Here is a 15,724-nt window from a genome sequence, read left to right as displayed (position 1 = left end):
CAGGTTTGGGTACGTTCTATCTTCGTGAAGAAGTTTTTCCAAGGCATATCGATGTCGCAGATCATCGCGGGATCGCTTGCCGCAGTCACCTCGTTCCTGTTGTCGGCGAAAATCGGCATCGCGGGTTCGGTGATCGGCGCGGCGGCCAGTTACGTGATCTCCACGCTGGCGGCGAACATCTACGGCACGATTCTCAAGGCCTCCGGACAGAAGCTCCAGGAGGTCAACCCGCTGAGCAACACCGGCTCGGATGATGACGCGAAGGGCGAGGATTCCGAGGAATCCGGCGAATCCGAATCCGAGAAGGCGGATGATGCGGCAAGCGCTGACGACGGCAAGACGGACGACCGTGCGGCCGTGACGGATGAGACCGACGACGGCGAGGAGACCGTCATCGGTCGGTTCAACGGCGCTGACGTGCTCGCGGCGGGCGCCGCGGGTGCGAAGACCCGCAGACTCGGCATCGGCGACGTGCCGCTGCCTCCGGCCGCCTCGTCCGCACCCAAGGGGCGGATCGGACGTGTCGCCGGTTCGAACGGGCTCGGAGCACCGTCGCCGAACACGAGCACCTACAACGTGGCCGAACTGCGCGGCAAGCGCAGGATCGATCCGAAGCGCATGGCGATCATCGTCTCCGTGGTGAGCGGCCTGTTGGGCGTGGCGATTACGGCCGGCGTGGTCATGCTCATCACCAACGGCAACGGCACCGACACCGTGGTGCGTGACATCGTGAGCCCGTCCTCCACGTCCAAGACGACGACGGACACCGGCACGACCACGCAGGAGACGCCGACGAAGCCGGACAAGCCGACCGACCAGAACGGTTACGGCACGACCGACGGCACCACGGACGGTACGACCGACGGCACCGACACGGGCACGACGAGTGGTTCGACCGGCACGGATTCCTCGACCGGCACGTCCGGTTCGGGCACGAGCGGTTCCACCGGCTCCTCATCCGGGTCGACCGGTTCCGGTTCCAGCTCGTCCGGGTCGACCGGCAACGGCACGACCGGATCCGAATCCGGTTCCACTGGTTCCGGTTCCAGCTCGTCCGGGTCGACCAGCGGCGAATCCAGCGGTTCCAGCTCGTCCGGGTCGACCGGTTCCGGATCCACGTCGTCGGGTTCGACGAGCGGCGAATCCTCCGGAACGACGAACTGATGGCAGAGCCGACTGGGGTGATCTGGGCCGATGATTGATTGGCGATGACCACCCCCAGTCGGCTTCGCCGACAGCCCCCGCCAGCGGGGGCGACCTTGACGGGCGGGTTAGGCGAGGTGCTGGCGCTGGCGGTAGCGGTCCACCAGGGCGGCGGCGAGCGCGGCGGCGATCACGGCGATGCCGCCGACGATCAGCCAGGTGCGGGCCGTGGCGTCGCCGCCGGTGAACGGCAGCGAGGAGACCGAGGCGAACGCGTTCACGAACGTGGTCCGGTTTCCGCTCGCGGAGGCGCCCTCGCCGTAGATGAGGGTCGCCTGCGGCTTCTGGCCCGGCGTCTGTTCGACCGTCACCGTCACCGTGGCCTTGACGGTCCCGTTGACGTGCGTCGTGTCGTACTTCCATCCCTGCGGCTTGTTCTCGGTGCTTTCGGCGACCTTGAACACGTAGGTTCCGGTCTGGTTGAACACCAGTTCGGGGAAGTCGACGTTCTGCGTCGCGTTCTTCGCGATGTCGCCGGTGGTGGAGGCGCTCAGGCCGGCGTCCGTCAACGCTTCGACCGTGCCCTTGGCCGCGTCCTTGTAGCGGTACACCGGGGCGGTGGTGGCGTCCGGCGAGGACCCACGGGTCAGCGTGAACCGGAAGTCACCGTCGGCACTCTTCCACTTCGCGCCTTCGACCTTCTTGGCGACGCCGGGCTGGGCGGTCACGCCGAACGTGTTGACGAAGTGGGCGTGGCGGTTCTCCTTCTCCTTGGTCGCGCCGGAGGCGACGCCGTTCTCGATCTTCGTGGCGTCATCCTCGGCCTTCACTTCCTTCTGGTAGAAGGGCTGCGGGATGCCGGTCTCCTCCATCGTGTAGTCGGCGGATGCGGGCAGCTCGTCGAACACGGCGATCTCGCCGTCCTTGAGCGTCAGCGTGCCGGTCTTCGCGCCGGACGCCGCCGCGGCCTTCGCCTTCCGCGCGCCGGCGGCGGCCTTCAGCTCCAGCGTGTGCGAACCGGGGTCGTCGCACTGCTGGGAGGCGTACTGCGTCGGATCGGTGCCGGTGAACGTGCACACGCGGTACGTGTACGCGTTGTGTACGTTCGGCAGGCCCTTGCCCGGCTTCAGCGTGATCGTGAAACCGAACTCGGCCTCGGGCTTCGGGTTCGGCAGCGTGCCGTCCGCTCCGGCCTTCTTCGCGTTGTTCTTGAGATCGACGACCACGTTGGAGATCTTCAGCGGCGCGATGCCGTTGTCGGTCACTTGGATGGTGGTCATGCCGGAGAACAGGCCGGACAGTTCCCTGCCGGTGACCTTCTGCTTGCCGTCGCTCGTGATGCCGTGCTTCGCGTCCTTGTAGTTCTGGGTGACGCTCAGCACGGGGAAGCCCTCATCCGTCACGAACGCGTCCGGATAGTCGGCGTCGTTCTCGTACAGGTGCTTGCCGTCCTTCGTGTTCTGCGCGTATTCGAAGATCGCGTTCGACGAGTCGAGGCCCGCGTACGACAGGTGCGCCTTCACGTCGGCGTCCTTGAGTCCGCCCATGAACCCGCTCCAGCTGGAGCTGCGGGCGGTGTCGGGATCGCGGTACGCGTAGGTCAGGTGCTCGGTGTCGCCGTTCGAGTTCGCCAGTTCGGGGAACCAGCTGGCCTCCGGGGTCGCCGTGTTGATGAAGTGGTAGTAGTGCGCCGACTTCAGTTCCCTGAACGCCTGCCCCTGCTTGAGCTGTACGCCGCCCACGTTGTAGTCGGCGTCGTACGTGCCTTCGGTGCGGTAGTCGACTCCGGAGCCGGTGTGGACGCCGTAGAGGAAGTTCGGCACGTCGCCGTTCGTGTTCGTCGTGTTCGTCGCGTTGGCGTCGGCCGCGGCCTGGTCCTCCTTGGCGAGTTCGCCGTTCATGGATGCGGTGTCCGCGTTCTTGAGGTCGACGATCATGTCCTGCAGCGTGTTGCCGTTGACGCCGTCCACGTTCGTGTACATGGATTTCACGATGCCGCCCAGTCCGACCTGGACCTTCACGTCGTCGTCGGCGGTGCCCGCGTCGGCGAACACGCCGTTGCCGTTGACGATGATCTTCGTCCAACGGTCGTTGAGACCGTAGCCTTCCGGCGCCTTCGTCTCCTTGACGTAGTACGTGCCGTTGGAGAGCCGCCTGCCGCTGCCGGGTTCGGGGAACATCGCCGCGGATTTGCGGTCGACGGCGTCGCCGTTCTTCTTGGACAGGTCGCGCGTCTTCATCGTGGCGTACGGCTGGGCGCCGTCGGCCGGGCCGGTCGGGTTGCCGGCGGCGTCCTTGGCGACGTTCTCGTCCTTGTAGATCGAGAAGACGGCCGGATTCGTGTCCGCGTCGGCGAGCGGCTTGCCGTCGGCGCCGAGCTTCTGCACGGCGATCGTGTTCTCGATGTTCGAGACGTAGATCGTGGACGACAGCTGGTAGGAGAAGCTCGAGAAGTCGACCTTCTTCAGGTCGCCGGTGAAGTTGCCGCCGGGCTGGGGCTTCTGGTTCGTGTAGTAGTACTCGATGCGGTACAGGTACTTGGGATCGGAGCCGGTGTGGATGCCGAGGAAGTCGTAGCTTTCGATGTCGCCGGGGAGCTCGTCGAAGTCCATGTGCCACTTGCCGGTGTCGCCGATGGTGGCGATCGGCACCGTCGTCTTGTTGATCAGTTCGCCGACGCTGCCCCACGTCTTCCAGCCGTGCTCCGTATCGCCGGTGATCGGCTTCCACGCGTCGCCGTCCTTCGTGAAGACGACACCGAACAGGTAGCCGTCCTTCAGCGAGTATTCGACCGGCTTGCCGTTCTGCTTCTCATCCTGCGACAGGACGGTGTTCGCGTGGTCGCCGGACGGCACCTCCACGTTCGCGCCGGTGACGGTCTGCACGCCGGAATCATACGGGTTGGCGGATTCGAGATACGTGTAGGTGACGTTCTTGTCCGCGGCGCCGGGCACCGGCGTCGACTTGACGGCGATGTGCGCGCTGTCGGTTCCGGCGCGACGGTAGCCGTCCGGCACGCCCGTCTCCTTCGCGACGATGTACTTGACGTTGTTCTCCTTCAGGGAACTCAGGCTCCTGGATTCGCCGGTGGTCGGGTCGGTCAGGTTGAACACGCCGTTCTCGTCGGTCACGCCCGAGGTGAACGGCAGCTGGCCGGAGTCCGTCGTGTAGTCCGAGTACGCGGTGTAGAAGGCGAATCCGGCGCCCTTCACCGGGTCGCCGTACTGGTCGATCTTCTTGACGGAGTTCTCCGGAATGTCGAACAGGTTGAACTTCAGGCTGCAGTTGGAGTCGGTGTTGCCGCGTTCCATGTAGAAGAACTTCAGCGTGTGGCGGCTGTTGTTCGGCAACGTGTCGGACTCCCAGTTCGACACGTCCACGCCGGCGGCCTTGAACTGCTTCTTGAGGGTCGTCGCCTCGAACTGCTTGTCCTTGCCATCGCCCATGTCATGCTTGGTGACGGTGATCTTGCCGGTCGAGAAGTCGATGGCGAAACCGTCGCGGTTGTGGATGCCGCCGAGGTCGGTGACGAGCACGCCGTCGATGTACACCCACACGTCGTCGTCGCCGGAGAACTCGTACTTGACCGGGGTCTTCTCGTCGGAGCCCGTATGGCCGTTGAACTTCTGGCTGAACTTGGTCTCCATCGTCATGCCGAAGTAGTGGTTGACGTTCACGTTCTCGGAGAACACGCCGGCGTTGCCGTCGCTGCCCGTGTTCGGCGTGCGGTTCACCCAGTCCTTGTCGTATTCGATGCCGCCCTTGCCGTCGGCCTTGAACACGTCGGAGGCTTTGACGAACGGGAAGAAGTTGTACATCGGGGTGCCGTTCTCGTCACGCGTGTTGCCCGCGGTGATGGCGCCCTTGTTGTAGACGTGGAACGAGTTCTCGGCCTGGTCGTATTCCGCGAAGTTCTTCGCGGAGTCGAACGTGTAGTAGCCGTCCTTCAGGGAGAACAGGTTCTTCACGTCCGGGTACGAGGCCTTGCCGTTCCGGCCGGAAGCGTCGAACAGGTAGTTCAGGCTCTCCGGGTTCTTGCCCTGCTTGTCCTTATCGGACGAGTCCTTCGTCAGCGTCGGGTAGCCGTCGGCGCCGAGCGTGTCGCTCACGATGCCGTTCCCGTCCTTGCTGCGGTACGGGTCGCCGGCGGTACCGGTCCACGCGTTGATGGGGTTGGAGTCCCTGCCGTTGGTGCCCCAGCGGCGGAAGCGCAGCGAGTGGCCATTGTTGATGCCCGCGTTCTCGATGTGCTGGACGTCGTAGTCGTTGTAGTCCCACGAATCCTGGTTCTGCAGCCAGTAGTCGAACAGGTTGACGGTGGTGTTGGCCGGCTGGAGCGTGTCGATGCGGTTCGCCTTCAGGGTGTCCGCGTCCGCACCGGCGCCCGGCTTGTCGAACTTGAATTTGACGAGGATCGGGATCTTGTTGTCCGTGTATTGGGCGGGAAGCACCGGGTTCTGGTCGTCGGGGACGTGCGCGTAGATCGTGTAGCTGCCGTAGTAATGGGTTGCGTTCTGGTCCGCACCGTAGTCGCCGGGCTGCATGTCCCAATAGTTGAGCTGGTATTCGTGCTTCGTGCCGCCGACGGTGGACGTCACGATGAGGGTCCTGTCGTTGTAGTTGCCGTTGAACAGGTCTCCGCCGATCTGCCAGAATGCGAGCTGGTTCTTCAGCGTGGCCTTGTCGGTGACATCCGTGTCGACCTGCCACTGGCCGTCGTCATTGAGGAACAGATGCGTGGTGCCGCTGAACGATACCGTATCGCCGTCGGCGGCGGCCGGCGCGGGCGCATTCTTCGACTTGGCTGCGGGCGCGGAACCGTTCTGCTGGGTGCCATCCGCGGCACCGGTGCCGGCGTTCCCGCCGGTCGTTCCGTCACCGGCCGACGTTCCGGTGGAATCCTGCGACCCCCCGTTCGTCGGAGCGCTCGACGACGCGTCCTGACCGGTGGAGCCGGTCGCGGCGGATGAATCCTGATTCTGCGACGTGCCGTCCGCGGCGGTCGCGGGGGCCGCCTGGGCGACACCCGGAATCATCGCGACGAGCATCGCGACCGCCACCAGCAATGACACGACCAGTATGATCTGGCGCCTCACCTGCTTGAGCATGGTCTGTACCTTCCTTCTGACGCGTGGCGTCTTGGCCACACGCGTTCGTTACCGTTCTCTCAATGAACGATCGAACCGCCGGACGCATCCGATGGGCCCGACGTTTCGTTCCATAAGGTACAAGATATTCCATACCTAAGACTTGTTTAAACAAGTTAGACGTTATTGAATGGTTCGTCAATAATTAGACATCGCAGCGATTCGCAGATAACAGAAAAGCCCCGCCGAAGCGGGGCTTTTCCTACGAAGCGACGGCTATTCGCGTCGCGCGATCAGCCGAAGCGGCCGGAGATGTAACGCTCGGCCTCTTCGTTCTGGGGGTTGTTGAACATCGTGGTGGTGTCCGCGAAGTACTCCAGGTGGCCGGGCTCGCCGACGGCCTTCAGGTTGAAGAACGCGGTGAAGTCGGCGATACGGGCGGCCTGCTGCATGTTGTGGGTGACGATGACGATGGTGTAGTCGTCCTTGAGCTCGTTGATCAGGTCCTCGACGGCCAGGGTCGAGATCGGGTCGAGGGCGGAGCACGGCTCGTCCATCAGCACGACCTGCGGGTGGACGGCCACGGCGCGGGCGATGCACAGACGCTGCTGCTGACCGCCGGACAGGCCGATGCCCGGGTTGTCGAGACGATCCTTGACCTCGTTCCACAGGTTGGCGCCGCGCAGGGCCCACTCGACGAGGTCGTCGGCGTCGGACTTGCTCAGGTGCTTGTTGTTCAGGCGCACGCCGGCGAGCACGTTCTCGCGGATGGACATCGTCGGGAACGGGTTCGGGCGCTGGAAGACCATGCCGACGTCACGGCGGACGGAGACCGGGTCCACGTCCTTGTCGTACAGGTTCTTGCCTTCGAGCAGGACCTCGCCCTCGACGTGGGCGCCGGGGATGAGCTCGTGCATGCGGTCCAGGGTGCGCAGCACGGTGGACTTGCCGCAGCCGGACGGTCCGATGAACGCGGTCACCTTGTTCGGCTCGATGTTGATGTTCACATCCTCGACGGCGAGGAAGTCGCCGTAGTAGATGTTCTCGTGGTTGACGTCAATGCGTTGTCCCATGATGAATTCCTTTTGGTTGCTTACGATGCGTTACGTTTCGCGGGGTGACACCCCTCAGTCGGCTTCGCCGCCAGCTCCCCTCAAGGGAGCCGAGGAAGAAAGGTCAGCGCTCGGTCTTGACGGCGAAGACCTTGGCGACGACGCGGCCGATGAGGTTGAGGACCAGCACGATGATGATCAGCACGAGGGCGGCGGCCCAGGCGCGTTCCATCGGGATGGTCGGCACGCAGGCCGAAGTCGCGTTGACCGGGCAGTTCGCGTTGAGCTTCGAATACTCCTGGTAGACGAACACCGGCAGGGTGGTCATCTGGCCGGAGAACAGGTTCACGTTGGTGCTGGAGATGTAGCCGGCGGTCATGAGCAGCGGGGCGGTTTCGCCGATCACTCGCGCGATGGCGAGGATGCAGCCGGAGACGATGCCCGGTAGGGCGGTCCTGAGCACGATCTTGGTGATCGTGCGCTGCTTGGTGACGCCGAGGGCCAGCGAGGCCTCGCGCAGGTCGTTCGGGACGATCTTGAGCATCTCCTCGCAGGACTTGACGACGGTCGGCAGCATAAGCAGCGACAGTGCGACGGAACCTTCGAAGCCGTTGATGGTACCGGGACCGAACACGATGGTGAACATCGAGAAGGCGAACAGGCCGGCGACGATGGACGGGATGCCGCTCATCACGTCGACGAGCAGGGAGATCGTCATGGCGAGTTTGCCGCCGTGCGCGTATTCGACGAGGTACACGGCGCACATGATGCCGATCGGGATGGAGATGACCATGGCGCCGCCGGTGATCTCCAGCGTGCCGATGATCGCGTGGAGCACGCCGCCGTAGCCGCCGGACGGGGTCGGGTTGCCGCCGACCACGCCGGTCATGTTGTAGGACAGGAAGTTGAGGTTGAGTCGCTTCAGACCGTTGACGATGGTCGTCCACAGCACGGAGATCAGCGGCAGGCAGGCGATGACGAAGGCCAGGCCGATGAGGCCGGTCATGAAGTAGTCCTTGCGCTTGCGGGCGTTCTCCGAGGAGCGGGTGGGACGGAACTTGTCGAAGTCGATGACGGGCGCGCCGTCGAGGTTCTTCTTCTTGGTCGCGGTTGCTTCAGCCATCAGACGCTCGCTTTCTCGGTGATCTTACGGGCGGCGTAGTTGACCACGAACGTGATGAGGAACAGGATGAGACCGGTTCCGATCAGCGTGGAGACGCCCAGATCGTTCGCTTCGGGGTACTGCGCGGCGATGTTCGCGGCGATGGTCTGGTTCTGCGAGGCCTGCAGCAGCTTGATGGAGTAGGTGAGGCCCGGGGACAGAATCATCAACACGGCCATGGTCTCGCCGAGGGCGCGGCCGAGGGCCAGCATGGAGGCGGACACGATGCCGGACTTGCCGAACGGCAGCACGGCCAGCTTGATCATCTCCCACTTGGTGGCGCCCAGGCCGTAGGCGGCTTCCTGCTGGAGGGTCGGGGTCTGGAGGAAGATGTCGCGCGACATGGACGTGATGATCGGCAGCACCATGACGGCGAGGACGACGGCCACGGTGGCGACGGTGCGCTGCGGGTTGGCGGCGGGGCCGGCGAACAGCGGAATCCAGCCGAGGTAGTGCGCCACCCAGTTCCAGAACGGGTAGATGGCGGGCACGAGAATCAGGCCGCCCCACAGACCGTAGATGACGGAGGGGATGGCGGCGAGCAGGTCGACCACGTAGCTCAGGGCCGTGGCGATCTTCTTCGGCGCGTAGTGCGAGATGAACAGCGCGATGCCGATCGAGATGAAGAACGCGATCAGCAGGGCGAGGATGGAGACGAGCACGGTGCCGAAGAGCAGCGGGAGCACGTAGCCCCAGAAGCTGTCGGTCTTGCCGCCGGTGAAGCTTGAGATGGTGGCGCTGTTGGCGGACTGGTCGCCGCCGATGAGCGGCCACGCGCGGAAGAAGAGGAACAGGAACACGGCGGCCAGCACGACGAGGATCAGGATGCCGCAGGCATACGCGATGCCTTTGAACACCTTGTCCGCCGTTTTGCCGCCGGCCGGCTGCATGACCGGTGTGTCTTGCGAACTCACGGATTCTCCTTAGTGGAAAGTGGTGCGTTGTGCGGGTGATGAGGCTTGGCGGGCGGCGTTCTTCGGCGTTGTCGGAACCGGCTGTGAGCCGCAGCCGTTCGCACGACTGCGGCTCACAGATTCGGATTGTTCAGTTTGCCGATGTCCGTTCGCCCGGACCGGATGGCCGGGCCTCGGTCATCACTTGGTCTTGATGGCTTCGATCGACTTGGTGATCTTGTCGGTCAGGCTGGACGGCAGCGGGGCGGAGCCGGCGGCGTCCTGGGCGGCCTTCTGGCCGTCGGAGGAGGTGATGTAGGTCAGCCAGGCCTTCGCGAACTCGCCCTGCTTGGCATCCTTGTAGGCCGGGCAGACGATGGCGTAGGAGACGAGGACGATCGGGTAGGCGCCCTTGGCGGTGGTCTCGTGGTTGATCTTCACGACCACGCGGTTGTCGCCCTTGGCGGAGGAGTCGAGATCGGAATCCTCGATGACCTTGGAACCGGCCTCGGCGGAGATCTCGTTGTAGGAGTCGCCGACCTTCACGGCGACGGTGCCGAGCTTGCCGACCTGGGAGAAGTCGGCGTAGCCGATGGTGCCGTCGGCCTGCTGCACGGTGGAGATCACGCCCGAAGTGCCCTTGGCGCCCTGGCCGACGGAGTTCGGCCAGTTCTCGGACAGGTCGTAGCTCCAGTCGTTCGGGGCGGCGTCCTTGAAGTAGGAGACGAAGTTCTGCGTGGTGCCGGACTTGTCGGAACGGTGCACGACGGTGATCGGGGTGTCAGGCAGCTTGAGGTCGCTGTTCTGATCGGCGATGGCCGGATCGTTCCAGGAGGTGATCTTGCCGTCGAAGATCTTCGCAATCGTGGAGGCGTCCAGGTTGATGTGCTTGCCCGCGTCGGACACGCCCTTGAGGTTGAAGACCACGGCGATCGGGGAGATGTAGACCGGCACGTCGAAGGCGGCGCCGGAGGCGCAGACTTCCTTGGACTGGGAGACCTCGTCGTCGGACAGGGCCTTGTCGGAGCCGGCCCACGCGGTGGCGCCGGTCAGGAAGGTGGAGACGCCCGCGCCGGAACCGGACGGGTTGTAGGCGATCTTGGCGTCCGGGTTGTTGCCCTGGAAGCCGGCGATCCACGCTTCGACGGCGGCCTGCTGGGAGGAGGCGCCGGCGCCCTGGAAGTCACCGGAGATGGGCTCGGACTTGGTGGCGGAGCTGGAACCGCCGTCGGGCGTGGAAGCGGTGTTGTCGCCGCAGGCCGCGAGGCCGGCCAGCATCACGATGCCGGACAGGGCGGCAATGGAGCGAACGAGGATGTTCTTACGCATTGTTTCTTTTCCCTCTATCACTTGCAAGAGGCGATCCGGATGCGGTGTGGAGGCTCGCTCCGAATCGTCCGTCATTTCTTGACATCTCCAAGATTAGAGGCGACGAGGGGGCCCGCCCGCCGAAACCGGTGAACGGACGATGAACAATCCGCAATCAATGCCTACGTCGTTTTCGGCCCCAAAACGTAGTCGGCTCCCTTGCGGCGTGAAAGCCGACAGGGAGCCTGATAAAAGCCGAAGCCGTGAAATGGAGAACCCGGTGGGTTCTCCGTAGGCTGAGGGGATGGCGAACGCCATCCAAGACAACTCGCGCGTGACGAAGTCACGCGGCCGGCTGAGCCGTGAAGCAAACGGTCCGGTGAACCGTTTGTAGGCGAAGGCCCGCCGACAGGCGGGCAAGACAACTCGCGCGTGACGAAGTCACGCGGCCGGCCGAAGCCGTGAAACGGAGAACCCGGTGGGTTCTCCGTAGGCTGAGGGGATGGCGAACGCCATCCAAAACGACTCGCGCGTGACCGCAGGTCACGCGGCCGGCTTGTCGATCTTGTAGCCGAGACCGCGCACGGTGGTGAGGTACTTGGGGTGGCTCGGATCCTCCTCGATTTTCGCGCGCACGCGCTTGACGTGCACGTCGAGGGTCTTCGTGTCGCCCACGTAATCGGAGCCCCAGATGCGGTCGATGAGCTGGTGACGGGTCATGACGCGGCCCTTGTTCTGCAGCAGATATTCGAGCAGCTCGAACTCCTTGAGCGGGAAGAACACGTTCTCGCCGCGCACGGTGACCTGATGCTGGCCGACCTGCATGGCGATGTCGCCGCACACGAGCGGCAGGTCGTCGCCCGCGCCCGCGCCGTCGCCCGCACCGGACGGCTGCTGGTTGCGGCGCATGACGGCGCGGATGCGCGCGAGCAGCTCGCGGAACGAGTACGGCTTGGTCACATAATCGTCGGCGCCGAGCTCCAATCCCACGACCTTGTCGATCTCGGCGGATTTGGCGGTGAGCATGATGATCGGCACGCGGCTCTGTTCGCGGATGCGACGGCACAGGGCGGTGCCGTCGATACCGGGAAGCATGAGGTCGAGCAGGACGAAGTCGATGCCGCCCTTGGTGAACAGTTCGAGGCCCTCCTCGCCGGTCGCGGCCGCGGAGACGTCGTATCCCTCGCGCGTAAGCTGGTACACCAGCGGTTCCCTGTAGGATTCCTCGTCTTCCACGATGAGAATGCGCGTCATGATCACCTTTCCCTGTTTCGTTACGTGGACAATCCTAGTCGTTCGTCCACGGTTCACCCCTCGCTAATCTCGACTACGTAACCGCTACCGCGCGGTCTCCGCACCATCGTCTTCCTCATGCGGAATCATCACGGTATCTTCGTCGTCGGCTACGTTGCTTTCGCCGTCCGAGGCGCCGTCGAGCGGCGTCTGGTCGGCGTCGAGCGGCAGTTCGATGGTGAACGTGGACCCCTCCCCCTCGTGCGACCACACGGACACGGTGCCGCCGCAGTCGGCGACGCAGTGCTTGACGATGGCGAGGCCGAGTCCGGTGCCGCCGGTGGCGCGCGAGCGGGCCGGATCGACCCGGTAGAACCGTTCGAAGATGCGGTCGATGGATTCGGCGGGGATGCCGATGCCCTGATCGATGACGCGGATGCGCACCTTGCCGTCGCGCGCGCCCACGGCGACGCGCACGGTGGTGTGTTCGGGCGAATAGTGGATCGCGTTCTCGACGAGGTTCTTCACCGCGGTGGTGATCGCGTCCTCGTCGCACGAGACGATCGCGTCCCGCTCCCCCGCCTCGGGCGCGTCGGTCGGCACCTGCACGCCGTCGTAATGCAGTTCGAGCGCGATATGCCGCCCGTCGGCCTGCACCTGGTTCTCGGCGATGGCCTTGCGCGAGACGGCGAGCACGCCGAGACGCTTCGGGTCGAGCACGCCGGTCGCGTCCTGCGCCTTCTGCAGGTCGATGAGACGGTGGACGAGTTCGGTGAGCCGCGTCGACTCCTTGGAGACGCGTCCGGCGAAATAGCGCACGGCGTCCGGATCGTCGGCGGCGTCGCCGATCGTCTCGGCGAGCAGGGAGATCGCGCCGGCCGGCGTCTTCAGTTCGTGCGAGACGTTCGTCATGAAGTCGCGTCGCATCGCCTCGAAACGGCGCTGCTCGCTCATGTCGCTGATGAGGACCGCGTACAGGTCGTCGCCGATCGCGCTCACTCTGAGCTTCAGATAGCGGATGTTCGACGGCATCGCCTTGCCGGCCTCGACACCGCGGCCGGACTCGACGTTCGCGCCGGCGAGCGTGCGCACGCCGTCGAGCGGCAGTTCGATCTCGCGTTCGCGCGTCACGCCGTCCGCGGCGACGCGCGCGAGGATGCCGAGCGCATCCTCGTCCGCGAGATGCCGCGACTCGTTGAGCTTGAACACGACGGCGTCATCGGTCATGTATCGAATGTCGCCTTCGCCGTCGACGAGAATCACCGCTTCGGGAATCGCCGTGACGAACGCCTCCTCGCGCGCACGTACCGACGGTTCGCCACCGAACAGCACGTCGTCGGGGTCGAGCGGGGCGGCGACGTGCGGGCGCGTCTCGCGCCCCACGCGCTCGCCGCGCTCCATGCCGTCGCGATAGGCGACGACGCCCACGACGAACGCGACGAACGCGACCAGAACGAGCACCTGCCACCAGACCATGTCCCACCTCACAGACGGACGCCGGCGGGCGCACGACGGAACGTCGCCACGCCCGCCGGGTGAAAACGTTTGCCTCTCCAGACTAGCGGGAGAACATGTAGGAGTCACGCCGGACTACGTAAGTTCAGCGGATGTTCACCTTCCGTCGGCGCGAGGCGTGCGCGACGCGAGGCAATCGCGCGGCACGTGACGTGGCTGCCCATGCGTGGCACGCACGACGCGCAGCACGTGGCACGGTGGCACGTGGCGGCCGCGCGCGTGCTATCCCGGCATCGCACGCGCCACACGCCTCACATGCGGTGCAGCATGTCGACGACGAGGCGCGCGGCGGTGTCCGCGTACTCGGAGATGTCGAACTCCTTGAACACCTCGTAGTCGGTGTCCGCGTTGTCGGACAGGGCGCGGATGACAAGCGCGGGCACGTCGTTGCGTGCGGCGACCTGCGCGACCGCGGCGCCCTCCATCTCGACGGCGTCGGCACCCGTGTCGTGGATGACGCGGCTCACCTGCTCGGGGGAATCGACGAAATAATTGCCGGAGGCGATGATGCCGGTGATGTGCTTGGTGCCGGCAGCGTCGAGCGCCTCGTCGGCGATGTGGAGCAGATGGTCGTCGGAGTGGAATTCGGTGACGGGCGCGTCGGGCATGCCGGGCTTCCACTGGCCGACGAGACGCATGTCGGTGTCGAGGAAGCGCAGCGTGCCGCCGAGCACGACGTCGTTGACGTGCAGTTCGCGGTTGAGGTTGCCGGCGATGCCGGAGAAGATCACGGCGTCGGGTGCGTATGTGCTGATGAGATGCTGCGTGGTCGCGGCGGCGGCGACGAGGCCCATGCCGCCCACGGTGGCGACGACGGCGAGCTCCTCGCCCTTGTTCGTGGCGATCGTGCCACGCGTGACGTCGAGACTGGCGGCGTGGTCGTGCTCGACGTTGTCGAGGGCGGCGGCGATGAGTGCCACCTCCTCGTCCAGCGCGCCGATGATCGCGATGGTCCTAGTGGCGGATGCCGTCGTGGCGGGTGCCGTGTGCTTGCCTGTCATACGAAATCTCCCCTATGTTCGATGCGTTCGTTTTCGCAACCGAGCATAGGGGAGCTCATGGTCAGACGTTGGACCGGTGCCGGCGCGGCGTCAGCGCCAACGTCGCGTGGCGACCGCCTCGGCGAGTTCGCGCAGCAGGGATTCCGTATCCGGCCAGCTCAGGCACTTGTCGGTGATCGACTTGCCGTAGACGAGCCGGTTCAGCGGCGCCGCCGGCTGGTTGCCGCCCTCGATGAAGCTTTCCATCATCACGCCGGTGATGCCCTGCTCCCCCGCGGCGATACGCGCGGCGATCTCGCGCACGACCTCGGCCTGACGGTGCTCGTCCTTGCCGGAGTTGCCGTGCGAGCAGTCGACGATGAGCCCGTGCGCGGCCGCGGACTCGGCGGGCATGCGTCCGCGGATCGTCTCCAACGCCGCCGCGATGTCCTCGCGCGAGTAGTTGGGGCCGGAGCTGGCGCCGCGCAGCACGACGTGACAGTCCGGATTGCCGAGCGTCTTGACAACGGCCGCACGACCCAGATGGTCGATGCCGAAGAACGTGTGCTGCTGCGCGGCCGCGAAGCAGGAGTCGGACGCCGCCTTGACCGAACCGTCGGTCGCGTTCTTGAAGCCGATCGGCATCGACAGGCCGCTCGCCAGCTGGCGGTGCACCTGGCTTTCGGTGTTGCGCGCGCCGATCGCACCCCAGCTGACCGCGTCCGCGATGAACTGCGGGCTGGTCGGCTCGAGGAACTCGGTGGCGGCGGCGAGCCCCTCGTCCAGCACGCCGAGCAGCGTGCGACGGGCGAGCAGCAGGCCCTTGCGGATGTTGCACGAGCCGTCGATGTCCGGATCGTTGATGAGACCCTTCCAGCCGACCGTGGTGCGCGGCTTCTCGAAGTAGACGCGCATGACGATGAGCAGTTCGCCGTCGAGCTCGTCCTTGAGCTTGGCAAGGCGACGCGCGTAGTCGAGCGCCGCCGCAGGATCATGCACCGAGCACGGGCCAACGACGACGAGCAGACGATCGTCCTGCCCGTACAGGCAGGCGCGGATCTCGTCACGCGAGTAGGCGACGATCTCCTGCGCCTCCGGGCTGAGCGGCAGGTCGGCGAGCACCTGGGCCGGGGTGGGCAGCACCTCGAACTCCAGCACACGCCGGTTCACGATGCGGCTCACGCCGACCTGATCCTCCCAGCGCGGCACATCCGTGGCGACGAGCGGGTTCTTGCCCGCGTCCATCGCCTCACGGATGGCCTTGAGATCCTCCGGCTTGTTGAGTGGCTGCTGCTGTTGCATGACGATCGCTTCTCCCTTGGCTCACATATCCAGTGCCCAAGGATAGCGG

Annotated in this window: 10 protein-coding genes; 1 reads left to right on the top strand and 9 read right to left on the bottom strand. The window is 65.2% G+C overall.

All coding sequences use genetic code 11. The features are described 5' to 3' along the window. The first annotated feature begins 51 nt into the window (after window positions 1-51). On the top strand, window positions 52-1,164 hold the full coding sequence (locus BSTEL_RS05145; protein WP_051922864.1) for a hypothetical protein: 1,113 nt from the start codon (window positions 52-54) through the stop codon (window positions 1,162-1,164). A 107-nt stretch (window positions 1,165-1,271) separates the two neighbouring features. On the opposite strand, the gene BSTEL_RS05140 is transcribed toward BSTEL_RS05145, so the two are convergent. The 9 genes from BSTEL_RS05140 to BSTEL_RS05100 all read right to left on the bottom strand — a co-directional run bounded on the left by BSTEL_RS05140 (window position 1,272) and on the right by BSTEL_RS05100 (window position 15,675). Then, a complete protein-coding gene (locus BSTEL_RS05140; RefSeq protein WP_034527983.1) occupies window positions 1,272-6,251 on the bottom strand; it encodes a SpaA isopeptide-forming pilin-related protein in 4,980 nt (1,659 codons plus the stop codon). A gap of 272 nt (window positions 6,252-6,523) precedes the next feature. Then, window positions 6,524-7,303 (bottom strand): phosphate ABC transporter ATP-binding protein PstB, encoded by a 780-nt coding sequence (pstB, locus tag BSTEL_RS05135; protein WP_034527981.1) that lies wholly within the window; start codon window positions 7,301-7,303, stop codon window positions 6,524-6,526. A 103-nt stretch (window positions 7,304-7,406) separates the two neighbouring features. Continuing rightward, window positions 7,407-8,405, bottom strand: a complete 999-nt coding sequence (gene pstA, locus BSTEL_RS05130; protein WP_034527979.1) for a phosphate ABC transporter permease PstA — start codon at window positions 8,403-8,405, stop codon at window positions 7,407-7,409. Then, window positions 8,405-9,358, bottom strand: a complete 954-nt coding sequence (pstC, locus tag BSTEL_RS05125) for a phosphate ABC transporter permease subunit PstC (RefSeq protein ID WP_034527977.1) — start codon at window positions 9,356-9,358, stop codon at window positions 8,405-8,407. Before pstC ends, pstA begins: the two co-directional genes overlap by 1 nt. 180 nt (window positions 9,359-9,538) lie before the next feature. Beyond that, a complete protein-coding gene (pstS, locus tag BSTEL_RS05120) occupies window positions 9,539-10,666 on the bottom strand; it encodes a phosphate ABC transporter substrate-binding protein PstS (RefSeq protein WP_034527970.1) in 1,128 nt (375 codons plus the stop codon). 522 nt (window positions 10,667-11,188) lie between these two features. Beyond that, the gene (locus tag BSTEL_RS05115) at window positions 11,189-11,899 is read right to left on the bottom strand and encodes a response regulator transcription factor (protein WP_034528429.1); all 711 of its coding nucleotides are present in this window, start codon (window positions 11,897-11,899) and stop codon (window positions 11,189-11,191) included. Between the two features lie 84 nt (window positions 11,900-11,983). Then, complete coding sequence (locus BSTEL_RS05110) at window positions 11,984-13,354, bottom strand: sensor histidine kinase (RefSeq protein ID WP_034527967.1); 1,371 nt, start codon at window positions 13,352-13,354, stop codon at window positions 11,984-11,986. A gap of 290 nt (window positions 13,355-13,644) precedes the next feature. Further along, window positions 13,645-14,394: a 5'-methylthioadenosine/adenosylhomocysteine nucleosidase gene (locus BSTEL_RS05105; protein WP_051922863.1), complete on the bottom strand. Its 750-nt coding sequence runs from the start codon at window positions 14,392-14,394 to the stop codon at window positions 13,645-13,647. Window positions 14,395-14,484: 90 nt separating this feature from the next. Next, complete coding sequence (locus BSTEL_RS05100) at window positions 14,485-15,675, bottom strand: 3-deoxy-7-phosphoheptulonate synthase (RefSeq protein WP_034527965.1); 1,191 nt, start codon at window positions 15,673-15,675, stop codon at window positions 14,485-14,487. Window positions 15,676-15,724: the final 49 nt, after the last annotated feature.

It is taken from the genome of Bifidobacterium stellenboschense (assembly GCF_000741785.1).
Classification (GTDB): domain Bacteria; phylum Actinomycetota; class Actinomycetes; order Actinomycetales; family Bifidobacteriaceae; genus Bifidobacterium; species Bifidobacterium stellenboschense.
This window is presented reverse-complemented; position numbering and strand designations above follow the sequence as displayed.